Origin of the sequence: Paenibacillus jiangxiensis (genome assembly GCF_046098255.1) — a bacterium.
GTDB lineage: Bacteria > Bacillota > Bacilli > Paenibacillales > Paenibacillaceae > Paenibacillus > Paenibacillus jiagnxiensis.
Genome location: NZ_JBJURI010000005.1, coordinates 1 through 26,100, shown reverse-complemented (window position 1 = coordinate 26,100; position 26,100 = coordinate 1). Strand labels below are relative to the sequence as shown.

Sequence of the window (26,100 nt, the reverse complement as noted above, 5' to 3'; positions counted from 1 at the left end):
GGCTCCCGCCAGCCTTCCGGCTTGTGGAGAACCTTTCTGGTGACAGCAGACTGCACCTTAGAACTTGATTTTGATTTGAAAAAGTCCAGCTTTCCTCATGGCTGAGTAAATAATAATGACAAGAGGGCCGATGAAAAAGCCCACAACACCAACGAGCTTGAAACCGATATACAAACTGATCAGGGCGGGCAGCGCCCCGATGCCGACCGCATCGCCGATGACCTTCGGCTCAATGACTCTGCGTAGTACCGTAATGGCGATAAACAGGATGATCAGCCCGATGCCTGTGAAGATATCACCTGTAATAAACAGGTACACGGCCCATGGCACAAGCACGGAACCGACCCCTAAGATGGGCAGGAGGTCCACGAGCATGACCAGAAGCGCAATCGCCAGGGGATAATCAACCCCCAGGATCAGCAGACCGATCAGCGTTTCTACATAAGTCAGAACACAAAGAATGATCTGGGCACGCAGGAAGCCGAAGATGGACTTCTTGAGGCTTACAAGCACATCGCTTACCTGATCACGCGACTTTTCCTCGAAGAAGGACAGCACCGACGCCCGCATCGTATCCAAACTGAAGGAAAACAGATACACCGCTACACAGAATACAATAAAGAAAATGAACATATTCGGTATTTCCTTGGCAAACGAGAGCACACCGGAGGAAAGCGTATTGACCAGCGACATTGCGTAGTTGCTCACATTTTCCATAAAGGTCTCAATGCCGTTTGCCGTCTCCGCAGGAAGCTGCTTGAACAGGCCTTCGGCCTGCACGAACGTATTCTGTAAAAAGTCATTGGCGGACTGGAAGTAGGCAGGAGCGTTTCTCCAGTATTCGACCAACTGTGTAAACAACTGAAGCCCCAGTATGTAGGCCAGTACGAACAGCAGCACCAGGAATGCCGAACAGCTGACCGTACACGCTACCACTCTGCTCATTTTCAGCCTGTTCATCAGAAGCCCGACCAGCGGCTCCAGGAAGATGGCGATGATAAATGCGAGCAGAAAGGGGGCTCCGACGGTGAAAGTCCCGTACAGCAGGACCAGACCTATAGCAATAATAATCAGTTGTTTTCCCGACATGATCCACTTCCCTCAAATAGCTTAATGCGCCTCGCCTACAGCTTCATCCCCCAACCTCGGTATAGGGTGAATTTTAACCCTTAAAATGCGCAGCTTGGTCGATTCCTCAATCTCGATTTTGAAGCCATCCAGCAGGATGCTTTTCCCTTTTTGTGTGTTGCCTTCAAGCTCTTTGTACAGCCAGCCTCCTATCGAATCCACCTCATCATCCTCGATCTCCGTTCCCGCCACCTCATTGACCTCCTCCAGCAGCAACCGGCCGTCTACGGATATCGCGTCGCCGACCATTTCTACCGATGGTCTTTCATCCTCGAATTCATCGTACAGATCGCCCACGATTTCCTCAAGAATTTCCTCCGTAGTGAGGATGCCGGCTGTTCCGCCGTACTCATCCATGATAAGCGTCATTTGCACATGATTTTTCTGCATCAGACGCAGTACCTGACTGATCTCCATCGACTCCGGCACGCTCAGAATGGGTCTTGCGATCGAGGCCAAGTCCGGCTTGTCACCGCACTCCGGCAGGAAAATATCCGCGATGTGCACAAACCCGATAATCTGATCCTTGTCCCCCACAGCCACCGGATAGCGTGTATGCCGCGTCTCGTTGATGATCTTCAGATTTTCCTCAAAAGAAAGGTTGGTGTACAGGCAATCCATATCCGTTCTGGGTTTCATGACTTCACGGGCGAGCAGGTCAGAGAAATCGAAAATATTGTCCATCAGCTTGATTTCATTGCTATCTATAACGCCGCTCATGGCGCTTTGATTCATCAATATGCGGATTTCCTCTTCCGAATGCGCCGCTTCCGCCTCACTGGCCGGCTGAATGCCGAACATGCGCAGCAGCCTGTTGGCGGCTGCGTTCAGCACCCAAATGACCGGGAAGAATATCTTGTAAAAAAACAGCAGCGGGGCAGACAGCAGCAGGGCAACGCCCTCTGTCCGCTGAATCGCAAGCGACTTCGGAGCAAGCTCACCCAGCACAATGTGCAGAAACGTAATGACGCAGAAGCCGATCACGACTGAAATCGTCGTAATCAGTGTCTCATCGGCAACTCCCAGCCGATACATGATTGGCTCCACGAGCAGCTCGGATATGGCCGGCTCGCCAAGCCAGCCGAGCCCCAGTGAGGCTAGAGTAATACCGAGTTGGGTAGCGGATAGATAGGCATCCAGTCTGCTGTTCACCTCGATGGCATACCCCGCCAAGCGGTGTCCCTCGCTTTCCAGCTGGGCTAATCGCGATTGGCGCATTTTCACAAGGGAGAATTCAGCGGCTACAAATACCCCGTTCAGAAATACAAGCAGCAGCACCAGGAACAGATTTATGAACAGCTCTCCAAAATGAAACTCGGTATGGACCAAGGTTTATTCCTTCTTTCCGTCATGTCTGTAGTGGCATAAATGATCAGATGATTGCCTCTTTCGTTTTAAAATCAACATCTTTATAATACATATCCGCCACAAGCAGGTTCGGGCCGCAACAATTAGCCGCAGCACAGTGGCAGTTCACCGTCTGATAAAGCGGGTGCTCGCTGAGCCAGCTGCCGAAGATGTCGTCCAGCTTTTGCTGATGAATGTTGCCAAATGCCGGGATATCGGCAAAATCCGTTACGTACACACTACCTGTGAACATATTCACGTTAACCCTGTTGCGCCCGTCGGGGTCATTGCGTACCGTGACGTTCCGCTCAGCCCGCAGCCGCCGCAGCAGTTCCTGATCCATCGGATTACCGGAGCAGGCAAAGAAAGGCAGCGTACCAAACAGCATCCACAGTTCCGGATTGCGATGATCAAGCAGACGATGGATCGCGGCCCGCATATCCTCCAGCGACAGCATCGGCAGGGATGCCGCAAAATTGGATGCATACATCGGATGCACCTCATGCCGCTGGCATCCCATTTCCTGAATGAGCCGGTGGATTTCCGGAAGCTTCGTGTGCGTTCTGTAATTGATCATGGATTCCGCAGAAATGAACATGCCCATGCGGCTCAGCTTGACGGCATTATCCATCATTTTCTCATACAGCCGGGAAGCCACAGCCCGTGGAGCCGGACGGCTCGTATTCGCGAAGCCCACCTCGTAAAAGTTGTCAGCATCCGTGTAGTTATGCGAGATATGCATCACGTCCAGGTAAGGCAGCATTTTCTCGTATCTGCCGATGTCCAGCGTAAGATTGGAGTTGATTTGCGAACGGATGCCGCGCTCTCTCGCATACTTCAGCAGCGGGACGATGATCTCGTCGACGGTTTTCTCCATCAGGGCCGGCTCGCCCCCTGTTATGCTGATCGTCTGCAGATTCTCCACCTCATCCAGCCGCTTCAGCATCAGCGATAAAGGCAGGAAAGGCTCCTCCTTCATTACCAGCGAATCACCGACAGCACAGTGCTCGCAGCGCATATTGCATAAATGGGTCACTGTCATTTCCACACTGGTCAGCGTATGCCGGCCAAATTGCTTTAAAGAATCGATTGGGTCCCACGGATCATACTCCGGGGATAAAGGTTTTAGCGAATGGCTTGTGCCATATAGTCCTGACATTTAGTTTTCCACCTTATTTCTTCTTGTTATGCTGATTACATAGGAACATAAATTTCCTGTTATATAATCATAACACGAGGCGGGCGGCCGCTGCACAGTTTCAGGTTTGAACTATCCCCGTCCGGCAGGCTCCTCCGCCTTCTTAACCCCGCCTGCTTCCGTGATGATCACGGATAAAACCGCTGACAGATCGATTTCATAAGGAGCTGCCAGCTCCTGTCCGTCCTGATCCTTCAACACCCGGATGACGGGCCGGTGCGGAACACCGGGATCAATCCGCACGACAACTCCCTCTTCGCCCGTGCTTAATACGACAGGGAGCCCAAGGGGATAAATAGCCACACAGTCACGGAATTTTTCCAGCATATATTGCTCGTACAGGGTTCCTGCCCCCGTATAGAGCGCTTCTACCGCCTGATGGGGGAGCATAGGTGCTCTATAGCTCCGGTTCGCTGTCATGGCATCATAGGAGTCTGCAAGCCCAATCCACTTGGCATATTCATGAATTTCTCCGTTATGCAGCCTGTTAGGATAACCCGTTCCATCGATCCGTTCATGATGCTGTAAAGCGCAAATTGCGGACAGCAGGGAAATATCCGGCACCTTTTTTAAAATCTGATATCCGATCTGCGCGTGCTTTTGCACCTCCAGATACTCTTCCCGGGTCAGCTTTCCCGGCTTCAGCAAAATACCTGGGGAAAGCTGCGTTTTGCCGATATCATGCAGCAATGAACCGATGCCCAGCTCCAGCAGCTGCTGACGGTTGTAGCCATTGGCCTTGCCCATCACCAGGGTATACAGACATACCGTCAAGGAATGCTGGTACAAATTTTGATCCGTGCTGCCCAAGTCATTGAGCATAATCATTGTATCCTGCCTGCTTCCGATATCTTCCAGAATGGATTCCATGATACTGCCAAATGCTTTTCCCAAATGGGGGACAGATCTTTGCAGCGAAAGACCGGAAATTTCCCTGAACTGCTTTCGGATTTCCTGCAGGGCCTTCTGCCTCGTCTTTTCCTGAATCATCTCCGGGATATCTATATCGTCGGTTTTGGGGTCCTGAATATACACGTATGCAATCCCCACCTCGCCAAGACGCTTGATCATCCGGTCATTCAGTTCTACCTCCTCCGACAGCAGAACCAGTCCGTCCTCATTATAAATTTTTTTGCCGAGCTTCATTCCCGGACGTAATGAACTAACCGCTAACAGCCGCATTGCAATACCCTCTTCCGCACCAAAGATAACTTATGACCTGCTCCTATTCATGAACCGCAATCCAGCGGGATACCATGCTGTCCTTCAGGGCATTCGGGCGCTGAAGCTCATCTCCGATCAGATCCCTTAAAAATTCCGGCAAACGATATTCAAGCTCCGTCCCTGCAGCCAGACTTTCATACCCTATTTTGAAGGAAAACATATCCAGCGTACCCACGTTATAGCTCGCATCATCCGACATCAGGCTGCCATCCAGCCTGACTTCAATGACTCTGTCATACGGCTGTCGCTGAAGATCGTATAGGACCTGAATCCCGTCAACGCACAGACTGCCCAGCACCTCGCCCCTGAATCCGAAACCTATAATCTTTTTATCGGCAAATTCGGGCAAAAGTGATTGCTCCAGCGCAAGACGGATTGCCGCCCCCTTCAAATTCATCGTACAGGCGTTGATCGGTGAAGGGCACAGCTGATGCAGGAGCCCCTTCGAAATGCTGCCTTCCGGCAGTGGTCCCAGAAGCTGTCCCGAGTTGACTATGGCGAGCTGAGCCCCTGTAAAATGACGCACTGCCTGGGCCATAATATTGCCAAACTCCGATTCCATGTCATAAGCAATGGGGCAGACGTGGTCTGTGAAAGCTACGGTTTCCTGCAGCCGGATATCCGCCTGCTCGCGATGGACAGCGATAGCAGCCGCCACGCTTTCATCCAATATGGAGGTGTTCAGGGGCAGACATTCCCCGAAGATCACCTTAAAGGGCTCTTGGTCTCCTGAGCGGCTCAGAACCACCTTGCCCATCAGCATTCCATGCTTGCCTGCGGCGCACAGCGCCGTTCCATTGATCATGAGAGGTGTTTCCAGCACATGATGCGAATGTCCGCCGAGAATGACATCGATGCCATTGATTTCACTGGCAAGCCTCTTATCTGTATGTAACCCCAAATGCGACATTACAATCATAACATCCACGCTGCCGCGGATCGCTGCCACTTGCTCCTTCAGGCTCTCAACCGGATCTATTGCCTCCCAGCCAAGCAGCCTGTAAAAAGCCGCAAAAGGCGCCGTTGCTGCGACCAGTCCGATACGGATACCATCCTTGTCTAATACCAGGGACTCTCTCATCCAGGAGGGGGCGAATCCTGTCGATAATTCTCGAATATTGCCGCATACTACAGGGCATTGGATACCTGCATAAACCCGCTCCAACATGTCGGGAGTGAACGTCAAGCCCTCATTATTGCCGATCGTTACCGCATCATAGCCTGTCAGATTGATTACATCCACATTGGCCCCACCATAGGTGCCTTCCGTTTCCGGGGCCATTCTGTCCATATGATCACCGATATCAAGGAGAAGCACGGTTCCTTCACAGACTCGCTTCTGCTCGGCAGCCATAGCTGCGAGCGAAGGCATGCTTCCGAAACGGCTGTGGATATCGTTCGTGTGCAGAATCGTTAAAGTTTGCTTATAAGCGGATTCCATGTCCGTTCCTGCCTCCTATACCGGATCCGATTCTTACATGTATCTTGTTCATGCCATGAAATATATAGGATATCTAATTGTTAAGAATAACATTTTACTAGGCAATATGATATATTGAAGGAGCTAAAAATTTGCAGCAAAACATAAACCGAGGTGAATCATCCATGAATATAGAAGTGCTGCTGTTCGCCGGACTTGCCGAACGTATCGGTTCATCCCGTGTAGTGATCAGCTTTGCGGCCGCTTCCGTTACTGCCGATCATATCAAGATACAGCTCGCCGCCGATTATCCGGATGCCGCAGCCGCAATACAATCGTCTTTTGTGGCCGTAAATCAGGAATTTGCATCCCCGGAAACCCCTGTCATAGAAGGCGACGAGGTCGCAATCATTCCACCGGTTTCCGGTGGCGACGGGCATGACAGTCATCCCGTATATACGAGCAGCGACGGTTGGCATAGCATTACGCAAAACCCGCTTTCGCAGGAGGACATTACAGCCAAAGTTATTACTGCGAACCATGGCGCTGCCCTCGTATTCGTCGGTACGACAAGGGAAATGACCGCAGGACAACGAACCGTACATCTTGAATATGATGCGTATGTTCCCATGGCGCTGAACAAGCTGTCCGAAATCGGCCGGGACATCGCCGAACGATGGCCTGGCACGCTTTGTGCAATTGCGCATCGAACCGGCAAAGTAGACATCGCGGAAGCGAGCGTCATTATCGCTGTATCTGCCCCGCACCGTGATATATGCTACGAGGCCAGCCGTTATGCTATTGAAGCCCTCAAGCACAAGGTCCCGATCTGGAAGAAGGAGATCTGGGAAGACGGCTCCGAATGGAAGGGTTCACAACTAGGACCTTGGAACCCTACGCTACCGCCACAATCCTAGTAACAAAGTCGTTGTCATGGGATTTTTTTCTTGATATAGTATTCTTATCACTTCAAGAAAAAAAAGGTGGTAGAACCGATTGAGAGTCCACGTCACCGATGCCCAACCAGGAGACCGTCTACAGAGCGATACATACAACGACAACGGTGTGCCAGTCTTGACCAAAGGTACCACACTTAGACATGATGACATTCGCAAGCTGTTGATGCACAATATTGAATATATCGATATAGAAGCAAGCGCTTCTAATAACGCGCACGGTTTTGGTCAGGATGAACCGGCTGCCCCTAATTCATTCGCGCACGTTGTTCCTCTGTTCAACGATGCCATCGATGGTATGCAGGCTATGTTCTTATCTGCTTCCGCTTCAGGCCAATTCAATTCTCATCGGGTGGATGAGTTGTTTGCTCCTATTGTTGACGAGTTAGCCCAGCAGAAGGACGTCGTCTCCATGCTGCTGCTATTGGGTCAAGAAGACGAGTACACCTACAATCATTCCCTCGAAGTGGGTGTTTTATCTTATTACCTTGCCGTTTGGCTCGGGTACTCCCAGGAAGAGGCCTATACGGCCGGCAGAGCCGGCTATCTGCATGATATCGGGAAATGCATGGTCCCGGCTCATATTTTGAACAAGCCCGCCAAATTAACGGAAGAGGAGTTCCGTGAAATCAAGAAACACACTCAATACGGATACGATCTCATCCGGAATTCAACGTCAGATGAGATTGCGGCAGCAGTGGCGCTTCAGCATCATGAACGCGAGAACGGAACGGGCTATCCCCACGGCTTGTTCAAGGAAGAGATCCATCCTTTTGCTCGAATTACGGCAGTTGCGGACGTATACAGCGCTATGACCTCCAACCGTGTCTATCAATCCAAGCAGGAATTGCTGGCCGTTCTGAGGGAACTGCACGCCATGAGCTTCGGCCATTTGGACCCGGTTGCTACCCAAACCTTTATCCGTCATATGCTGCCTAATTTTATCAAGAAGAAGGTGCTGCTCACCAACGGGCTCACCGGCACAATCATTTTGAATAATCCAGTTGATTATTTCCGGCCCCTGATTAAAATGGATGACGGTCGTTTCATCGATCTGGCTAAAGAGCGGGATCTGGCTATTGAGGAAGTATATATTTAGTATGGTTGAAAAAAACTGCCTACAGCAAATTTTATGCTGTAGGCAGTTTTATATTGCAATAAAGCAGCTTAACCGATGGAGCCTTCCATCTCGAACTTGATCAGACGGTTCATTTCAACTGCGTATTCCATTGGCAGCTCTTTCGTGAACGGCTCGATAAAGCCCATAACGATCATTTGTGTCGCTTCCGCCTCGGACAAGCCACGGCTCATCAAGTAGAAGAGCTGATCCTCAGACACTTTGGATACTGTAGCCTCATGCTCCAGCGTAATGTTATCATTCATGATTTCATTGTATGGAATCGTATCTGAAGTGGACTCGTTGTCCAGAATGAGCGTATCACATTTGATATTGGACTTCGCGCCTTCCGCCTGGCGTCCGAAGGATGCCAGACCGCGGTAGGTTACCTTGCCGCCATGCTTACTGATGGATTTGGACACGATCGTTGACGTTGTGTCAGGAGCCAGGTGAATCATTTTTGCACCTGCGTCCTGATGCTGCCCTTTGCCTGCTACGGCAATGGACAGAACCATACCTTTCGCGCCGCGGCCCTTCAGAACAACGGCCGGATATTTCATGGTCAGCTTGGAGCCGATGTTGCCGTCAACCCATTCCATCGTAGCATTTTCTTCCGCAACCGCCCGCTTGGTCACCAGGTTGTAGATGTTAGGCGCCCAGTTTTGAATCGTCGTATAACGCACGCGCGCATTTTTCTTCGCAATAATCTCAACCACGGCACTATGCAGGGAGTTGGTGCTGTAGATCGGAGCCGTACAGCCTTCCACATAATGAACGAAGCTATCTTCGTCCGCAATGATGAGCGTACGCTCGAACTGTCCCATGTTCTCCGAATTGATCCGGAAATAAGCCTGCAGCGGAATTTCACATTTCACGCCTTTAGGCACGTAGATAAAGCTTCCGCCGGACCATACGGCACTGTTCAGTGCTGCGAATTTGTTGTCAGCCGGAGGTACCACAGTCGCGAAATATTCCTTGAAAATTTCAGGATGCTCTCTAAGAGCCGTGTCCGTATCCGTAAAAATAACGCCCTGATCTTCGAGATCCTTCTGCATGTTGTGATAGACAACCTCGGACTCGTACTGTGCGGATACTCCTGCCAGGAACTTCTGCTCCGCTTCTGGGATACCCAGCTTGTCGAAGGTTTCCTTAATTTCAGCCGGAACTTCCTCCCACGTCTTGCCTTGTTTCTCGGAAGGACGCACATAGTACTGAATTTCGTTGAAATCCAGATCGTTCAGGTCGCCGCCCCACTGCGGAGTGGCCATTTTTTCAAACTGCTTCAGCGATTTAAGCCGAAATTCCAGCATCCATTCCGGTTCGTCTTTAATCCGGGAAATTTCTTTAACAATTTCCGGTGTCAGACCTTTGCCGGTTTGGAAGATGGCTTTGTGTTCATCGCGAAAACCATACTTGTACTCCTCTAACTCAGGTGCCTTTTTCGCCATTTCGTTCAACCCCTTCTGGATGGGAACCGGCAGCCTCTTGCATCCCCGGCTGTTCCCACTGCAGCTAAGCTGCATAAAATTTTTGAATCTTAATGCTCAAGATCGATGCCCTTGCGCAGCGCATTCCAGGCGAGTGTCGCACATTTGATGCGGGCAGGGAATTTATTCACACCGGACAATGCCTCGATATCTTCGTATTCTTCAAACTCCGCAGGCTCCCCTTTCATAAGGGAAGAGAAGCGGTCCGCCAATTGAAGCGCCTCATCCAAGGACTTGCCTTTAACAGCCTCTGTCATCATGGAAGCGGACGACATGCTGATGGAGCAGCCTTCACCCGTGTATCTGGCATCTTCCACAAGTCCGTCCTTCAGCTTTAGCTGCAGGGAAATCTTGTCGCCGCAAGTTGGGTTGTTCAGGTCCACCGTAACGGCATCCTCATCAAACCGTCCCTTGTTGCGCGGATTTTTATAATGATCCATGATGACGCGCCGGTACAGATCGTCAAGTTGCATCGCCAAAGTACTCCTTTGTCTGAATTAGGGCGCTAACCAATGAATCAATCTCTTCTTCTGTATTATACAGGTAAAAGCTCGCACGTGCAGTAGAACTTACCTTGAGCCAGCGCATCAGCGGCTGGCAGCAGTGATGGCCTGCACGAATCGCTATTCCTTTGCTGTCAAGCACTGTCGCCACATCATGCGGATGAACATCACCAAGGTTGAAGGTAACCACGCCGACGTGGCGTTCCTTAGGACCGTAAATCGTGAGTCCTTCCACTTCGCTCAGCCTGTTCAGCGCATAAGCTGCAAGGCGGCTTTCATGAGCGGCGATTTCGTCCATGCCAATGCCCTGAAGAAAGTCTATGGCTGCTCCCAGCCCGACGGCGCCCGCAATGATCGGCGTACCGCCCTCAAACTTCCACGGCAGCTCCTTCCAAGTCGAGTCATAAAGCCCGACGTCGTCGATCATTTCGCCGCCGAATTCCACCGGCTCCATGGCATCCAGCAGCGCTTTTTTGCCATATAATGCGCCGATGCCTGTCGGACCGCACATTTTATGGCCGGATAACGCATAGAAATCACAATCAAGGTCCTGTACATCCACCTTCATATGCGGCGTGCTTTGCGCCCCGTCAACGACCATTACTGCACCGTTCCGATGAGCAATCTCGGCTATTTCTTTCACCGGATGGATCACCCCGAGCACGTTGGATACGTAAGCAATGGACACAATTTTGGTGCGCTCCGTCACAGTTTGCTCAACGTCAGCCAGACGTATGCTGCCATCCTCCTGCAAGGGGAGATACTTCAGAGTAGCCCCTGTCGCCTTCGCCACTTGTTGCCAAGGAATCAGATTGCTGTGATGCTCTGCGGCCGTGATGACAATTTCATCGCCTTCCTTGCAGTTCGCTCTACCGTAAGAGGAAGCCACAATATTCAGCGCTGTTGTCGTGCCGCGTGTAAATATAATTTCCTGGCTGCGCTTGGCATTAATGAAACGCGCAACCTTCTCCCGTGCCCCTTCATAGGCATCGGTCGCCCGGCTTCCCAGGGTGTGTACCCCGCGATGAACATTGGCGTTGTCGAACTCATAATAACGCTTGATCGCCTCAATCACGGAGACAGGTTTCTGGGAAGTGGCCGCATTATCGTGATAGATCAACGGATGGCCGTTAATCTCCTGATTCAAGATCGGAAATTGCTCGCGTATTTCTGCGATATTCATTGTCCCAGCTTCCTTTCCACCAGACGCTGCAACTGCTGCTGCAAAGCTTCCAGCGGAATATCGGAAACAACGGGAGCAAGGAAACCGTAAATGATCAGCCGTTCTGCATCAGCACGGCTCACACCACGGGACATCAGGTAATAGATTTGCTCCTGATTCACCTGTCCGACGGAAGCCGCATGGCCTGCGGTTACATCATCCTCGTCAATCAGCAGAATCGGATTGGCGTCCCCGCGGGCTTTGCCGCTGAGCATCAGCACCCGTTCCGTTTGCTGGCCGTCCGCTTTTGTAGCGCCCTTTTCAATTTTGGTAATCCCGTTAATGATCGCAGAAGCTTCTTCTCTCATAACCGCTCTTGTGATCATCTGACTTTCGGAGCTTTTGCCGAAATGCTGCGCTTGTGTCGTGTAGTTCAGCTTCTGGCTTCCGGAGCCGACAGCAATCACTTTTGCGTCAGAGATCGATCCGTTGCCCTTCAGCACAGACATTGTATTGCTGGCTGTGTTGCCGTCGTTCATTTCACCGACAATCCACTCGATGGAAGCATCGTTATCCAGCACGGCACGGCGGGTAGAGATGTCCGTAGCAGCTTCGCCGAACTGATGCACAGAAGCAAAACGGACCTTGGAGCCAGCCTTGGCGAACACCTCTACAATACCGTTATGAAAAATAGGAGCAGTCAAATCTCCCGAAACATAGTTATCCACATAGGTGACAGAGCTGTTGCTTTCAACGACGATCAGGACGTGAGGGACAAACGACGCGGAAGCATCATCCGTCAAAAACACAGCCTGCAGCGGAATATCCTGAATTTCCACATTTTTCGGTACATACAGGAATACGCCGCCGTTCCACAGCGCCGAATGCAGCGCAGCAACCGCATTCTCATCCGTCTTTACAGCCGTATGAAGGTAAGACTGAACCAGATCGCCATGCTCGCGCGCCGCTGTTTCCAGGTCAGTGAAAATAACGCCTTTAGCCGCAAGCTCATCATTCAGTTGTGTAAAGACAACGCCGGAATTCCGCTGAATAACCAGTCCGCCGTTATTTTGCTGGCTCTCGACAAGCTCGGCGATGGAAGCAGGGGCATCCTGCAGGGAAGCCAGCTTCTGAACATCCTGATGCTTACCGTACTCACTGAGGTTCCAGCGGTCAATTTTCGTTTTCTCATATACCGGAAGCTCCAGCTTGCCCGCAAGCTCAAGCGCTTTAAGTCTTTGCTCGGCAAGCCAGGCAGGCTCGTTCTTTTGAACGGACAGGGCACGAAGCTGCTCAGAGTCAACCGGAAGCATTGTTTGTGTTGTCATCAGTTATCCTCCTCCGCTCCGGCTTACGCCTCTTGGCCTACAGTTTCATCAACAATTCCGAGTTCCTCTTTAACCCATTCATAACCTTCCGCCTCAAGACGCTCAGCCAGTTCCGGTCCGCCGGATTTCACGATCCGTCCCTGCATCATAACATGCACAAAGTCAGGCTTGATGTAATTCAGCAGACGCTGATAGTGGGTAATGATAAGGAAACCGCGGTCTTCCGAGCGCATTTCGTTTACACCGTTCGCTACGATTCTCAAAGCATCGATGTCGAGACCGGAGTCGATTTCGTCCAGAACGACAATTTTCGGGTCCAGCATCATCATTTGCAAAATTTCGTTCCGCTTCTTCTCACCGCCGGAGAAGCCTTCGTTCAAATAGCGGTGCGCGAATTCAGGGTTCATTTCCAGATCCTTCATCTTGCCTTCCATCTGGCGGATGAATTTGATCAACGAAATTTCCTTGCCTTCCTCCATGCGCGCATTGATAGCACTGCGCAGGAAGTCCGAGTTGGTAACACCCGCAATTTCGCTTGGATACTGCATCGCCAGGAACAAACCTGCACGAGCACGCTCGTCAACTTCCATTTCAAGCAGGTCTTCACCGTCAAGCAGAACCGTACCCTCGGTCACTTCGTACTTCGGATGCCCCATCAATGCGGAAGCCAGCGTACTTTTTCCTGTACCGTTCGGTCCCATGATGGCGTGGATTTCTCCACCCTTCATTTCCAGGTTAATGCCTTTCAGAATCTCCTTGCCTTCAATGGTCGCTTTCAGACCTTCAATCACGAAATTTGTAGCCATGTCAGTTATGTCCCTCCGTTTATCGTAATAGCGGCCTGCAAAATAATGACATTATTCCGCAAATGCCAGTAAAGAAATCGCAAGTAAAATGAACAGGCTGGTGCCTGATTCCGAATTACTTTGTTTCAGCAGAATGAATAGCTCGTTTTCTGCTTATTTATAATCATTCTAAACTGATTCTCAATGATTCTCAAGTCATTTTATAACATTCGTATTTGCAATTGCAAACAATCTGCCGTATTTCCAGCTTCTTAATAGCTCAAGCTTTCGCAAACCGAAAATCCCAATTGGACAAACTGGCTACTTTGCCCACAGAATGGGATGTTTTTCAGTTGTTTCGGGCTAAGTTACTTGGTTTCTCCTGTTACCACGAGAACGGCTCTCCCCAGCGTATGGCCCAGCATGGTGAATCCTAAGAGAGCCGGTGTGGCGTTAGGGTCGACGCCGATATTCTCGACATCCAGCGCATGAACGACAAAATAATAGCGATGAGGACCGTGTCCTGCTGGAGGTGCCGCACCGATAAAGCGTTCGAGTCGCAAATCGTTCGGCAGTTGCAAGGCGCCTTGCGGCAAGCCGCTGCCATGCTCGTCGCCTGCGCCGGTTGGCAGTTCGGTGACGCTGGCTGGGATGTTGATGACGGCCCAATGCCAAAGGCCCGATCCGGTCGGAGCGTCCGGGTCATACGCGGTTACGGCGAAACTCTCTGTCCCTTCAGGCGCACCTGACCATTTCAAATGTGGCGAAAGATCCTTGCCACCCTCCACTCCTGACATCCCCGAGTATTGCTGGGGCGGTAGAGGAAAGCCTTCCTGAATATCGTTACTCGTCACCTGAAATACTGCGACTTCCGGTAATTTGGCAAATGGGTTGTTGCTCATTGTAAATGACCTCCTTGTCATGAATGTAAACCGATTATAATCCTAATAATCGATTCTGTAAATATAAATCGTTTAATTTTCTAATTATCGAATTTGGTCTATGTTTTTTTATGGATTTAGTGTAAACTATTTAAACGTGTAAAATCCCGATGTGTATGAAGGATGGTGTTGGCTTCATGGCCAAAAGAAACGGTTCCTCCACTTTAAGCGAAAATGTCACGAAAAAACTGCAGTCCGAAATTCTTGCCGGACAATATGAACCAGGCTCTCCATTAACCATTTCGGAATTAGCCAAAGGTTTCAATGTCTCGGTTGCCGTCGTTCGAGAAGCACTGACCCGGTTGGCGACCCAAGGCCTCGTCTCGCAAAACCCGAATCACGGATTTTCAGTGAGGATGGCGTCGGAAGAAGAACTGAATAGCATCATAGAAGCGCGGTTGATCAATGAATCGGCAGCATTGCGCCTGTCCATCGCCCACGGCGATCTCACATGGGAATCCAATGTGATCGCCGTTCACCACAAATTATCGCAAACGCCCGAATACAAGGATGTGAATCAAAAGCTTGCCATCCGCGAAGAGTGGTCCGACATCCACCGTCAATTTCATTACGAACTTATTGCCGCATGTCCGAATCCGGTTCTCCTCGATATCTGCAGACGCCTTTGGGATTTGAGCGAATTTTATCGACATTGGTCGACCCAGCAGCTGCCGACTCGCGATGGCCGGGCCGAACATAAGGCATTAACGGATGCCGTTCTTAACCGCGACAGCGATCGTGCCGTCGAGATCTTCAGAGCGCACATCCAGCTCACCGCGGATGTCCTGTTTGACAACCGATAAGCGGATTGTGCCTACAAATCGCCACCATGACCCAAATCCATTGCATACAAAAAGGAGCAGTTTGCTCAATGGCAACTGCTCCTTTTTGTCCCAATAACTGAAACAGGCTTGACTGAATTTATCAGTCAAGCCTGTTTCGTTCAAGCATTTAACACGCTTTTGATTTCACGCACCTGCGCATCAAACTCCCGGGCGTCCAACGCCGGCGTCATTTCGCTCGCCACCGGACGTGTAACCATGGAAATCCATGATCTGCAGCCCAAATATTCCGGGTGAATCTCGATTTCCACCGGCTGCTTCAATTTATATACGCGAAGCAGCAGGATGTGCAAAGGGTTCTTGCGCTTCCATTTAAGCCGCTCGGCCGCAAAATCGTCAGTCCACATATGATATTCGCGTAAAAGGTCCAGCGTGCTTTGATCGTGAACCTCGATATCCTCAACAACCTCCGCGTAAGTCCGCAGCTGGACTGTGGTGTTGTCAGGGTGCCAATGTTCAAGCGAATCATCGATTCTGCGCCGGTCCGCTTCCTTTACCAGTTCTCTGCGCTGATGCTCATATGTGGGGTATAAGTAAAATGCATTGCTTTGCAATTGAAAATGCCTGGTCTCCTCCGCTATGCCGCCTTTGCGCATCAGGATAATCTGGCGTCCGTTTTCCAAAGCGCCAATAGCTGAAGCCCATTCCTTCAAGGCAACTGCCGGTTCATTCATCCGAGGTAGGAACGCAGCATCCACATATGTTTTTCAAAATCCGTCTTAAAGCCTGTCAGCATATCTGCGGTAGGCTGATCCTCAGCCTTCTCCGCCAGCTCGATGCCTTCCTGGAATTCTTCACATACGGTGGCAAAATCCTCGATAATCGTCTGCACCATCGTATTGGCATCCTCCGATCCGGATGCTTCATTGATGGAGCTCAAATCCAGGTGTTCCTTCATCGTTGCTGCAGGCGAGCCTTTCAGCGTCAGCAGGCGCTCCGCAACCTCGTCCATTTTCAGCGTCACTTCATCATACAGCTCTTCGAATTTGGCATGCAGCGTGAAGAAGTTCGAGCCTTTTACGTACCAATGGTAATTATGGAGCTTCACGTAGAGTACATTCAGGTTGGCTACCTGGCGGTTAAGCAGCTCTTCTACGGATTGTGCCTGTGTGCCTGCTGTGTTTTTAGTCGATTTAGCCATGTTCATCCCATCCTTCTTCAAAATAATTTAGGCATTCAGAAAACGGGCATGAGCCCGTAATTCTGCTGGTCCTTGTGTACTATCTGCCAGGAGGCGTCATCCTATTATAAAGTCTGGACAAGAGACAGAATAGTCATGAAAGGGTGACGCCAGCTGGCCACCTTGCTTCGCCTGCCTGACGCCTAATTCTTTCTTACCCTTCCGCGAAAAGGGCGAAACAAGCAGAAGTTCCTCGGACGCCAGTTGGCCGGCTCATTCATTTTCGAAAAAGCTATATTAAATTTAGACCATTTTCGTTATACTGTCTATACCAAGTGAACCAGTAGGTTTTAGTATATTACGGAGGTGTCCTCTTTGTCTGCTTATCATCCATTATCCAATGAAGAAGCCATCATTCTCGCCAAAACGATTCCCGGCTTTTTCCCGGAAGGCGCCAAGCTCGATTGCCGGGAAATCGGAGACGGTAATCTGAATCTGGTGTTCCATATCAAAGATTCCGATAGTGGTAAGAGTATTATAATCAAACAGGCTCTGCCTTATGCGAAAGTTGTAGGCGAATCGTGGCCGCTCAGCCTGGACCGCGCGCGCATTGAACGCGAAGCCCTTCAGGTGCAGCACCGGCTGTGCCCTGACCTGGTGCCCGAAGTGTACAGCTATGACGATGAGATGGCTCTCACGGTCATGGAGGATCTCAGCGACTATACCATCATGCGGCACGCCTTGATTGAAGGCAAAGTATTCCCGCATTTTGCGGACCATATCGGCACCTTTATCGCCAATACCCTCTTCTTCACCTCCGATCTTGCGCTGGACCCGCGCGCGAAGAAGGAGCAGGTCGGGAGGTTCATCAATCCGGATTTGTGCAAAATTACGGAGGACCTGATCTTCGACGATCCGTACAGGCTGTCGGACAACAACAATTACCCTGCTGCCATTGAGGATGAAGCGGAAGCCCTGCGCACAGATAAGGCGCTCCATCTGGAGGTTGCCCTGCTGCGCGAGAAGTTTCTGACCCGCACGGAAGCTCTCCTCCATGGCGACCTGCATACAGGCAGTATTTTTGTTACACAAGAGTCAACCAAGGTCATTGATCCCGAATTCGCATATTACGGCCCCATGGGCTTTGATATCGGGGCCGTCATTGCAAACCTGCTGCTTAACCTTGCCGCCCAGATCGGCTGGAAGGAGGATGAGGCGGACCGCCGCAGCCATCAGACCTGGCTCCTGCAAACCTCACTTGATGTATGGACCAGATTCGAGGCGGAATTCCGCAAATTGTGGGACGAGCATGCTGTTGATCCGCTGGCCCATGCGCCTGGCTATCAGGATTGGTACATTCGTAAAATACTGCAGGATACCGCAGGTTTTGCCGGTGCCAAAATGATCCGCCGTATCGTCGGTCTTTCCCATGTGGCAGACATTGATACCATTCCGGATGAGCCCCTTAGGGAGCGTGCCCAGCGCCTGGTGCTCTCGATTGGCAAAGCCTTGATCATGAACTGCAGAAAGATCGATTCCATCGCCGAGATTGACGATATCGTCCGAACTGCTGCCGGGAACAGAGGTGAAGTGATATGAACCAAACATTTGAGCAAGCCGGCGCGCCCGTGTCCCTGATCTGGAAAGGAGACCTGCTGGCCATGCTGGATCAGCGCCTGCTTCCCGAATCCATCGTCATGCTGGATTTGTTCACGCCAGAAGAGGTATGGGAAGGGATTCACGCCATGCAGGTGCGGGGAGCTCCTGCCATCGGCATGGCGGCTGCTTACGGTGTCGTACTCGGGGCGAAGGCTTATGGGGCTGCGGGAGCGGAAGGCTGGCTTGAGCATGTGCAAGCCGTATGCGGCTATCTGGCCACCTCCCGTCCGACAGCCGTAAACCTGTTCTGGGCTCTGGACCGTATGAAGAAGCGCGCCCAGGAGCTTGTGCAGACCGGAACGGTAGAAGACTGGAACGCAGGACTTGAACAGGAGGCCATCGCGATTCAGGCAGAGGACGAGCAGGTATGCAAAAGCATCGGAGAGCACGCTCTCCCGCTGTTCGAAGACGGCATGGGGGTGCTGACCCACTGCAACGCGGGCGGACTGGCCACGGCCAAATACGGCACCGCTCTTGCACCCATGTATCTTGCGCAGGAGAACGGAATTCGCCTGAAGGTGTTTGCGGACGAAACCCGCCCTGTTCTGCAGGGAGCGCGCCTGACGGCATTTGAGCTGCAGCAGGCAGGCATCGATGTTACCCTGATCTGCGACAATATGGCCGGCATGGTCATGTCTAAAGGATGGGTTCAGGCAGTTATTGTAGGTACTGACCGCGTGGCGGCCAACGGAGACGTAGCCAATAAAATTGGAACCTATAGCGTTGCTGTACTGGCGAAGGCGCATGGTATCCCTTTTTATGTGGCGTCCCCTTTGTCAACCATTGACCTGAATACACCGACAGGCGCCGATATTCCGATCGAAGAAAGAGCTGCTGAAGAAGTTACCGAAGGTTTTGGCAAAAGAACGGCTCCACAAGGTGTGAAAGTGTTTAATCCGGCATTTGACGTTACTCCGAATGAATATGTAACAGCGATCATCACCGAGAAGGGCATTGTCCGCCCGCCTTACTCCGATAATCTCGCTGCTCTGTTCAAAGCATCCCGCTAACGCGGTAAAGTATTTTATCAAACCGGAGCCGATCGCTCCGGTATTTTTGTACTTGTGCAGCAGCTCTCGGCACCTGGTGTTTATACCATTTTCAATAGTGCCTCATAACCGGGTAATCCTGGGTGAATGCCAAGCGCCTCAGCTTCGGCAGTAACGGACTCCATTGGAGCTTCCAGCAGCTCTTTGAGGGTGCGTACTCCTACAGCCCTGGCGGCAATAATTTTGCGGTCTGCGAGCCGATCATTCAACAAACCGACATCCAGCGCACCACACATGATATAGCCGCGGTCATTGGAAATGGAAATCAGGGTGGTTTTAGGCAGCTTCACTTCCACTCCAATGAAGGTATGCTCACCCACTTGAATAGGCTCCACATGAATCAACTTAAAAACACCTCCTCTTTGTGCGGCGTTTGTTCCAGTTTATGCATCAGCTTTTGACAGGTGTGGACACGTGTGATCATAAAGTCGCATTTTATATGTAAAAAGTTCATAAAGTCGATCATTAGGACTATTCTGATTTGCATTTTAATGATATATTGAGAAACGAAAAACTTTAAAATTTGATTGAAATCAGGGCTGGAGGAAATATGGACAAGGTAACGCCGAGAGAGGAATCGAGTTATTTATTTAACGTGGATGTCTTAGTAAAGGGCAGCTCCAACGCCGCCGCGCTTCAGTCCCTAATGGAAGTTCTCAACAGCTTTGAACAGGTCGCCGATTACCGCGTCGTTTCGGGTATTGAATTAGGCAGGCTTATTGAAACAGCTCTCGAAATGAAAAAAAAGGCATTGAGTGGACATGCAAATACATCAGGCAACCTTCAAAATGGACAAAAAAACAAACAGCAGAAGCCTGGCGCAAGCAAGGCTGCTTCCAAAAATAACGCATCACCTGAACCATCAGCCGGGAGTCAATCCAGCAGCATGCATGATTTGATTAATACTTATATTAAGAAAAATTCGCTTGTCCGTTTGGTCGTGAACCGTTACGGCGGCCAACGCAGCATCCCGTGCCGGATTATCAACAATGATCAGGACAGCGGAATGATGAGCGTCTATCATGTGGATGAAAAGCAGGTATACACCTTCAAAATCAATGAAATTGATGAAATCTACCCCACCTAAGAGGTACATATACACAAAAACAAACCGCTTGCGGAAGCGCCCGCAGACGGTTTGTTTTTGTTCAGGAATCTTTTTTCAATCCGGCAGCAGCCAGCATAAGCATCAGCCATCCGCCCATAAAGCATACTCCGCCAAGCGGTGTGATCGCTCCAAGAATGCGAATATTGGTGATACTCAGAAGATAGAGGCTTCCCGAAAATAAAATAATACCGGCAAACAGCAGCCTTGCGGCCCATCTGAGTTTGGATGAACCCCCCCATTGGCCCGCCGCCAATCCTATAATCAGCAGACCTGCCGCATGTATCATATGATATCTGACGCCCGTTTCATAGATCGCCAGATTATCCTCACCAATCCGCGGTCCAAGCGCATGTGCGCCAAACGCCCCGATAGCTACGGAAAGCAGCATCATCAAAGAACCAAGCATTACCCATCTGCGCTGCATTTGTACATCCCCTTTTAATCTGTTTAACTTATTGTACAAGGAAAGAAGCCCCATTTCCAATCTCGGCGGCCCATCCTTGATTTCTCACGTTCTTTTGTGGAAAATAATGAACATGATTTCTGTATTGCGAGAGGAGCATTTATGAATCCTGTTAAAATTTTTACGGACAGTACAAGCGATCTTCCCAGGCCATGGATTGAACAATATGACATTGGCATCGTTCCGCTTTACACCGTTTTTGGAAGCGAGTCCCTGCGGGACGGAGTAGATATCACCACCGACCGCATATTCGAACGAGTCTCCCGTGAAGGAAGCCTGCCGAAAACAGCCGCCCCTTCCCCTGCCGACTTTATTCAGCATTTCACACCTTATATTGAGCAGGGTATGGATATTTTATATATCAGTTTGTCCTCTGAACTTTCCTCTACCTATCAGAACGCGCTTTTGGCAGGCGGAGAGTTTCCGGAGGGCAGAGTTCATGCCGTGGATTCCAGAAACCTGAGCTGCGGCATTGGGCTGCTTGTCATGAAAGCCGTCAAAGCGGCCCGGAATGGTCTGGCTATTCCTGAAATCGTGCGCCTGTTGGAGGAAGTTAAGCCCCGGGTCGATACCGAGTTTGTGATTGACACCCTGGAGTATCTGTATAAGGGCGGCAGATGTTCGGGCATGCAAAATCTGATCGGCAGCCTGCTCAAGATCCGGCCTGTCATTAAAGTGATCGACGGTAAAATGACACCGGCATACAAGGTACGTGGAAAACGGGAAAAAGCGCTGGAGCAAATGCTGAACAACGCCCTCAGTCAAAAAGATAACATGGACCTGGAACTGGTCATTGTTGTGCATGCCATGGCAGAAGAAGATGCGCTGGAGCTGCAGAAAAAGCTGCAGGTGCAAACGAGAGCCGAAGTGGCCCTGGCAACGGCCGGCTGCGTGATCTCCAGCCACTGCGGCCCAAAAACGATTGGTATTATCTATGCCAAAAAAAGCTGAAGCTTCCCCTGGACCACCATCAAGCGCCGCCTGAGAAAGGCGGTTTTTTTGCTTCCATAAATTTTACAATGCAAGTCCGCAGCTCGAGTGATACCATTCATTGATGGGCTCTTTTTACTAGAGTCTGCCCTATAGACTTTATGAAAAGAAGGTATATATCGTGAAATGGTTACGTCAGAGCTGCGTTCGCATCTCTTCTTTTTTGGCTGGTGCCGTATTGATGGCCTTCAGTCTTGTTCCTGCTTCAGCGGCAAACGCCTCAAGTCGGCCTTTTGACGATATCAAGGGCAGCTTTGCTGAGCAGGCTATTATACAGATGCATGCAAAAGGATATCTCAACGGGAAGAGCAACCGCCAATTCTCTCCCAAAGCGGATATGACCAGGGGCGAATGGGTTGCGGTACTTGACCGTATATTCGGGCTTCAGCCGGTGTACTCATCAGTTGCGGCCTATCGTGATGTAAACACGAACGACTGGTATTACGGTTCGGTTGAAACGGCAGTAAATGTAGGACTGATTCAAGGTACAAACAGCTCCACCTTTATGCCCAAATCCCCCATCACCCGCCAGGAGGCGGCTGTCATGCTGAGCAGACTGATGACCAGTACTCCTGCTGCCGCCGGCTGTACCCGCTACACAGACGACGGTGATATCGCTGCCTGGGCGGCAACTGCTGTATGCCAGGCAGGGCAGAAAGGCTTGATGATCGGCTCAGACGGTCAGTTTAACCCTCGAAAACCGTTGACACGTGAAGAGGCTGCCGTGCTGCTGCAGCGTATTACACAGGCGGTTAAGGTGAATGAGACCGCGGCAGAACCCATTCAATTGGGCTGGCAATATGACCAGACGACCGAGCAGTATGAATCTTCCGTTATTCATTCCAATATTAATACATTGTCACCGCGTTGGTATTTTCTTGAAGATGAAGGCAGCCAAATCAGCAGTAATGTTGATACGTCGCTTCTGAGCTGGGCAGAGCAGCATGGCAAGCAGGTATGGCCCATGTTCGGGAACCGCTCTGATGCGGATTCCACACACCTGATGCTGACGGATTCGGCAAGAAAAAATCAAATTATACAGCTTCTGACCGATGAAGTCCAAAAGTATTCTCTTGATGGCATTGTGCTCGATCTGGAAAATGTCTACCCCTCGGACCGCAGTGCTCTGACAGCCTATGTCAAAGAACTGGCGGCAGCTCTGCACCAGGCCGGGGCTGTGCTCTCGATCTGTGTTTCCCCGGATCAGGGTTCAGATTGGACAGCGGCCTTTGATTATGCCTCCCTTGGCAAAACTGCGGATTATATCATTCTGATGGGTTATGATGAGCATTGGGCCGGCCGCATAGATCCCGGTTCCGTCGCTTCCCTTCCTTGGGTCGAACAAGGATTGGACAACTTGCTTAACGAGGTCAGCGCCGACCACATCATTCTTGCGCTGCCGCTGTATACCCGTGACTGGAGCGTAGATGAAAACAACCGAACCGCTGCTGAAACAGATATTTCCCTGATTCAGCAGAATCTCCTCACTCACCTGATGAACAAGCAGGTAAGCTGGAGCGACACGCTTGGGCAGTACACAGGGTCATATTATGACAATCAAAGTGTTCTGCACAAAATATGGCTTGAGGAAGGGCGATCGTTAAGTTTGAAAATGCAGCTGGGATTAAACGAGCATATCCGTGGCTTCGCCTATTGGTACACCGGCGGAGCTTCTGATGATGTCTGGACAAGCCTGATAAATGCTGAAAGCTATCACAACAGAGTATTCTAAAAAAATAGAGCGGCTTCCTGGAAAGGAGCCGCTTTTTTTGTGGTCGGACCGCCTCTTCAACCGCCCAAATCATACGTGTTGCGGATATAATCCGTGTTGAAGGAACCCCGATTGCCAAAATAGATGGATACAAGCTTGGCCGGATCCGTCGCCAGCATACCTCTTGTCAGTTGACCACCATCGTCTTTATCGTCCCACCCCCATGGAGCATTGGCGCCGCCACTGCCGTTGTTACCATTGAAAGAGCCCCAGCTTGAGAAGGTTTGCGGATCAAAACGGTGATCCCACATACCGTCTTTCGCAAAGATGTCCACAAGCTTATACTTCACATTGCGGTCGTTGCCTCCGTCAGGCACCTCGGCAGTATCCTTGCTTGGATAATAGTAAATGACGTCCGTAATGTCATAATTCGTGATAGCTCGCCCTCCAAATCATTTTCATGCTCGTCCAGGCCAAAGAAAAGAAAGTCTGTCCAATCTCTCGGATGATAGAATGCATACATGATGAACCAGTGGGTTGACGTCTCGACAATCGAATAATAAGCCGTTCCCTGCAAACGGTTGACATCAGCCGGCTGATTCTCCCAATTGTTCGAAGTATCCCATTCACCATCGAAGTCGATAGCACTTAAATAATCCGCATCATAATCGCTGCTGTCTGTATCCTGAATATGAACAGGAGCCCATCTGTAAGCCAAATCCAGATCACTTGTGTGTTTATTTTTTATAAATCTACTGAAGCAAAAAAATAGCTCCAAAAAGCCTATGGGTATTAGGCCTTCTGGAATCATAACGTAGAGGCGAGATTTTAAAAAACATAAAAAACCGCTAATCATAAGGATAGTCCTTATAACTAGCGGTTTTGCTTTGCCTGGCAACGTCCTACTCTCCCAGGACCCTTCGGTCCAAGTACCATCGGCGCTGGAGGGCTTAACGGTCGTGTTCGGGATGGGTACGCGTGGAACCCCTCCGCTATCGCCACCAGACGTGATTTTTCGAAGCTTCCGCTTCTCGAAATCGCTGCGAGAAAATATCAGTCCTTAGAAAAGACATGCAGCTTCATGCTACCGCGAGAAATTCGGTACACCACGTACAGTGTGTATGAATTTCACAGCGTATCAAGGTGTTACACCCTGAAAACCGGATCCGAAACGTCATTACGTTTTATTCATTAGGATAAGCCCTCGACCGATTAGTACTGGTCAGCTCCATGCATTGCTGCACTTCCACCCCCAGCCTATCTACCTCGTCGTCTTCAAGGGGTCTTACATACTGGGAAATCTCATCTTGAGGGGGGCTTCACGCTTAGATGCTTTCAGCGCTTATCCCTTCCGTACATAGCTACCCAGCGGTGCTCCTGGCGGAACAACTGGTACACCAGCGGTACGTCCATCCCGGTCCTCTCGTACTAAGGACAGCTCCTCTCAAATTTCCTACGCCCACGACAGATAGGGACCGAACTGTCTCACGACGTTCTGAACCCAGCTCGCGTACCGCTTTAATGGGCGAACAGCCCAACCCTTGGGACCTACTTCAGCCCCAGGATGCGATGAGCCGACATCGAGGTGCCAAACCTCCCCGTCGATGTGGACTCTTGGGGGAGATAAGCCTGTTATCCCCAGGGTAGCTTTTATCCGTTGAGCGATGGCCCTTCCATGCGGTACCACCGGATCACTAAGCCCGACTTTCGTCCCTGCTCGACTTGTTGGTCTCGCAGTCAAGCTCCCTTCTGCCTTTGCACTCTTCGAATGATTTCCAACCATTCTGAGGGAACCTTGGGGCGCCTCCGTTACTCTTTAGGAGGCGACCGCCCCAGTCAAACTGCCCGCCTGACACGGTCCCTGCACCGGATTACGGTACCAGGTTAGAATCTAGATACGATCAGGGTGGTATCCCAAGGCTGCCTCCACAGAAGCTGGCGCTCCTGCTTCCTAGGCTCCCACCTATCCTGTACAGATCGTACCCAAATTCAATATCAAGCTGCAGTAAAGCTCCATGGGGTCTTTCCGTCTTGTCGCGGGTAACCTGCATCTTCACAGGTATTAAAATTTCACCGGATCTCTCGTTGAGACAGCGCCCAAGTCGTTACGCCATTCGTGCGGGTCAGAATTTACCTGACAAGGAATTTCGCTACCTTAGGACCGTTATAGTTACGGCCGCCGTTTACTGGGGCTTCGGTTCACAGCTTCGGGTTACCCCTAACCGCTCCCCTTAACCTTCCAGCACCGGGCAGGCGTCAGCCCGTATACTTCGCCTTGCGGCTTCGCACAGACCTGTGTTTTTGCTAAACAGTCGCTTGGGCCTTTTCACTGCGGCCCCCTCGGGCTATTCACCCTACCGAGGCACCCCTTCTCCCGAAGTTACGGGGTCATTTTGCCGAGTTCCTTAACGAGAGTTCTTCCGCGCGCCTTAGAATTCTCTTCTCGCCTACCTGTGTCGGTTTGCGGTACGGGCACCTTCACCTGGCTAGAGGCTTTTCTTGGCAGTGTGAGATCATGACCTTCGCTACTGTAATTTTCACTCCCCATCACAGCCCAGCCTT

Annotated in this window: 25 protein-coding genes and 2 rRNA genes; 8 read left to right on the top strand and 19 right to left on the bottom strand. The window is 50.7% G+C overall.

What is annotated here, in order from left to right; translation table 11 throughout:
- Positions 1-57: 57 nt before the first annotated feature.
- From ytvI to ACI1P2_RS06570, 5 genes are all read right to left on the bottom strand, one after another.
- A complete protein-coding gene (ytvI, locus tag ACI1P2_RS06590; protein WP_355318022.1) occupies positions 58-1,089 on the bottom strand; it encodes a sporulation integral membrane protein YtvI in 1,032 nt (343 codons plus the stop codon).
- A 21-nt stretch (positions 1,090-1,110) separates the two neighbouring features.
- On the bottom strand, positions 1,111-2,457 hold the full coding sequence (locus ACI1P2_RS06585; RefSeq protein ID WP_355318020.1) for a hemolysin family protein: 1,347 nt from the start codon (positions 2,455-2,457) through the stop codon (positions 1,111-1,113).
- 43 nt (positions 2,458-2,500) lie between these two features.
- A complete protein-coding gene (gene yfkAB, locus ACI1P2_RS06580; RefSeq protein WP_355318018.1) occupies positions 2,501-3,634 on the bottom strand; it encodes a radical SAM/CxCxxxxC motif protein YfkAB in 1,134 nt (377 codons plus the stop codon).
- Positions 3,635-3,745: 111 nt separating this feature from the next.
- A complete protein-coding gene (locus ACI1P2_RS06575) occupies positions 3,746-4,855 on the bottom strand; it encodes an HD-GYP domain-containing protein (RefSeq protein ID WP_355318016.1) in 1,110 nt (369 codons plus the stop codon).
- Between the two features lie 43 nt (positions 4,856-4,898).
- Positions 4,899-6,338: a bifunctional metallophosphatase/5'-nucleotidase gene (locus ACI1P2_RS06570; protein ID WP_355318014.1), complete on the bottom strand. Its 1,440-nt coding sequence runs from the start codon at positions 6,336-6,338 to the stop codon at positions 4,899-4,901.
- A 164-nt stretch (positions 6,339-6,502) separates the two neighbouring features.
- Here ACI1P2_RS06570 and moaD point away from each other — a divergent pair, with 164 nt between their 5' ends.
- Together moaD and ACI1P2_RS06560 are read left to right on the top strand one after the other, a co-directional pair.
- Positions 6,503-7,234, top strand: a complete 732-nt coding sequence (gene moaD / locus ACI1P2_RS06565; protein WP_355318012.1) for a molybdopterin converting factor subunit 1 — start codon at positions 6,503-6,505, stop codon at positions 7,232-7,234.
- A gap of 79 nt (positions 7,235-7,313) precedes the next feature.
- Positions 7,314-8,372, top strand: coding sequence for an HD-GYP domain-containing protein (locus ACI1P2_RS06560; protein ID WP_355318010.1), 1,059 nt, complete (start codon positions 7,314-7,316; stop codon positions 8,370-8,372).
- 68 nt (positions 8,373-8,440) lie between these two features.
- Here ACI1P2_RS06560 and sufB read toward each other — a convergent pair whose 3' ends face one another.
- The 6 genes from sufB to ACI1P2_RS06530 all read right to left on the bottom strand — a co-directional run bounded on the left by sufB (position 8,441) and on the right by ACI1P2_RS06530 (position 14,557).
- Complete coding sequence (gene sufB, locus ACI1P2_RS06555; RefSeq protein WP_355318008.1) at positions 8,441-9,838, bottom strand: Fe-S cluster assembly protein SufB; 1,398 nt, start codon at positions 9,836-9,838, stop codon at positions 8,441-8,443.
- 89 nt (positions 9,839-9,927) lie between these two features.
- The gene (gene sufU / locus ACI1P2_RS06550) at positions 9,928-10,350 is read right to left on the bottom strand and encodes a Fe-S cluster assembly sulfur transfer protein SufU (RefSeq protein WP_355318006.1); all 423 of its coding nucleotides are present in this window, start codon (positions 10,348-10,350) and stop codon (positions 9,928-9,930) included.
- Positions 10,340-11,563 (bottom strand): cysteine desulfurase, encoded by a 1,224-nt coding sequence (locus tag ACI1P2_RS06545; protein ID WP_355318004.1) that lies wholly within the window; start codon positions 11,561-11,563, stop codon positions 10,340-10,342. The genes sufU and ACI1P2_RS06545 overlap by 11 nt, the downstream gene beginning before the upstream one ends.
- Complete coding sequence (gene sufD / locus ACI1P2_RS06540; protein WP_355318002.1) at positions 11,560-12,870, bottom strand: Fe-S cluster assembly protein SufD; 1,311 nt, start codon at positions 12,868-12,870, stop codon at positions 11,560-11,562. Before sufD ends, ACI1P2_RS06545 begins: the two co-directional genes overlap by 4 nt.
- Before the next feature lie 23 nt (positions 12,871-12,893).
- Positions 12,894-13,676, bottom strand: coding sequence for a Fe-S cluster assembly ATPase SufC (sufC, locus tag ACI1P2_RS06535; protein WP_355318000.1), 783 nt, complete (start codon positions 13,674-13,676; stop codon positions 12,894-12,896).
- Between the two features lie 347 nt (positions 13,677-14,023).
- Entirely contained in the window at positions 14,024-14,557 is a 534-nt protein-coding gene (locus tag ACI1P2_RS06530; protein ID WP_355317998.1) for a YbhB/YbcL family Raf kinase inhibitor-like protein, read from the bottom strand.
- Between the two features lie 176 nt (positions 14,558-14,733).
- On the opposite strand from ACI1P2_RS06530, the gene ACI1P2_RS06525 reads away from it, so the two are divergent.
- Positions 14,734-15,399, top strand: a complete 666-nt coding sequence (locus tag ACI1P2_RS06525) for a GntR family transcriptional regulator (RefSeq protein WP_355317996.1) — start codon at positions 14,734-14,736, stop codon at positions 15,397-15,399.
- A gap of 140 nt (positions 15,400-15,539) precedes the next feature.
- On the opposite strand, the gene ACI1P2_RS06520 is transcribed toward ACI1P2_RS06525, so the two are convergent.
- Positions 15,540-16,112, bottom strand: coding sequence for a DUF1802 family protein (locus ACI1P2_RS06520; protein WP_355317994.1), 573 nt, complete (start codon positions 16,110-16,112; stop codon positions 15,540-15,542).
- Positions 16,109-16,579 (bottom strand): Dps family protein, encoded by a 471-nt coding sequence (locus ACI1P2_RS06515; RefSeq protein ID WP_355317992.1) that lies wholly within the window; start codon positions 16,577-16,579, stop codon positions 16,109-16,111. Before ACI1P2_RS06515 ends, ACI1P2_RS06520 begins: the two co-directional genes overlap by 4 nt.
- A gap of 354 nt (positions 16,580-16,933) precedes the next feature.
- On the opposite strand from ACI1P2_RS06515, the gene mtnK reads away from it, so the two are divergent.
- Both mtnK and mtnA read left to right on the top strand, forming a co-directional pair.
- On the top strand, positions 16,934-18,157 hold the full coding sequence (mtnK, locus tag ACI1P2_RS06510; protein WP_355317991.1) for an S-methyl-5-thioribose kinase: 1,224 nt from the start codon (positions 16,934-16,936) through the stop codon (positions 18,155-18,157).
- Entirely contained in the window at positions 18,154-19,227 is a 1,074-nt protein-coding gene (gene mtnA / locus ACI1P2_RS06505; protein ID WP_355317989.1) for an S-methyl-5-thioribose-1-phosphate isomerase, read from the top strand. The genes mtnK and mtnA overlap by 4 nt, the downstream gene beginning before the upstream one ends.
- Positions 19,228-19,307: 80 nt before the next feature.
- Here mtnA and ACI1P2_RS06500 read toward each other — a convergent pair whose 3' ends face one another.
- Positions 19,308-19,610, bottom strand: coding sequence for a YunC family protein (locus ACI1P2_RS06500; protein WP_355317987.1), 303 nt, complete (start codon positions 19,608-19,610; stop codon positions 19,308-19,310).
- Between the two features lie 206 nt (positions 19,611-19,816).
- Between ACI1P2_RS06500 and ACI1P2_RS06495 the strand changes: the two genes are divergently transcribed.
- Complete coding sequence (locus ACI1P2_RS06495) at positions 19,817-20,353, top strand: hypothetical protein (protein WP_355317985.1); 537 nt, start codon at positions 19,817-19,819, stop codon at positions 20,351-20,353.
- 61 nt (positions 20,354-20,414) lie between these two features.
- Here the strand turns inward: ACI1P2_RS06495 and ACI1P2_RS06490 are convergent, their stop codons facing one another.
- A complete protein-coding gene (locus ACI1P2_RS06490; protein WP_355317983.1) occupies positions 20,415-20,798 on the bottom strand; it encodes a DUF423 domain-containing protein in 384 nt (127 codons plus the stop codon).
- A gap of 141 nt (positions 20,799-20,939) precedes the next feature.
- Here ACI1P2_RS06490 and ACI1P2_RS06485 point away from each other — a divergent pair, with 141 nt between their 5' ends.
- Both ACI1P2_RS06485 and ACI1P2_RS06480 read left to right on the top strand, forming a co-directional pair.
- Complete coding sequence (locus ACI1P2_RS06485; protein WP_355317981.1) at positions 20,940-21,788, top strand: DegV family protein; 849 nt, start codon at positions 20,940-20,942, stop codon at positions 21,786-21,788.
- 160 nt (positions 21,789-21,948) lie between these two features.
- A complete protein-coding gene (locus ACI1P2_RS06480; protein WP_355317979.1) occupies positions 21,949-23,559 on the top strand; it encodes an S-layer homology domain-containing protein in 1,611 nt (536 codons plus the stop codon).
- Positions 23,560-23,615: 56 nt separating this feature from the next.
- Here the strand turns inward: ACI1P2_RS06480 and ACI1P2_RS06475 are convergent, their stop codons facing one another.
- The 4 genes from ACI1P2_RS06475 to ACI1P2_RS06460 form a co-directional block, all read right to left on the bottom strand.
- Positions 23,616-23,915 (bottom strand): hypothetical protein, encoded by a 300-nt coding sequence (locus tag ACI1P2_RS06475; protein ID WP_408976154.1) that lies wholly within the window; start codon positions 23,913-23,915, stop codon positions 23,616-23,618.
- Entirely contained in the window at positions 23,885-24,256 is a 372-nt protein-coding gene (locus ACI1P2_RS06470; RefSeq protein ID WP_355317976.1) for a hypothetical protein, read from the bottom strand. The genes ACI1P2_RS06475 and ACI1P2_RS06470 overlap by 31 nt, the downstream gene beginning before the upstream one ends.
- A 171-nt stretch (positions 24,257-24,427) precedes the next feature.
- Positions 24,428-24,544, bottom strand: a 5S ribosomal RNA gene (rrf, locus tag ACI1P2_RS06465).
- Between the two features lie 186 nt (positions 24,545-24,730).
- Positions 24,731-26,100, bottom strand: a 23S ribosomal RNA gene (locus ACI1P2_RS06460); the annotation flags it as partial.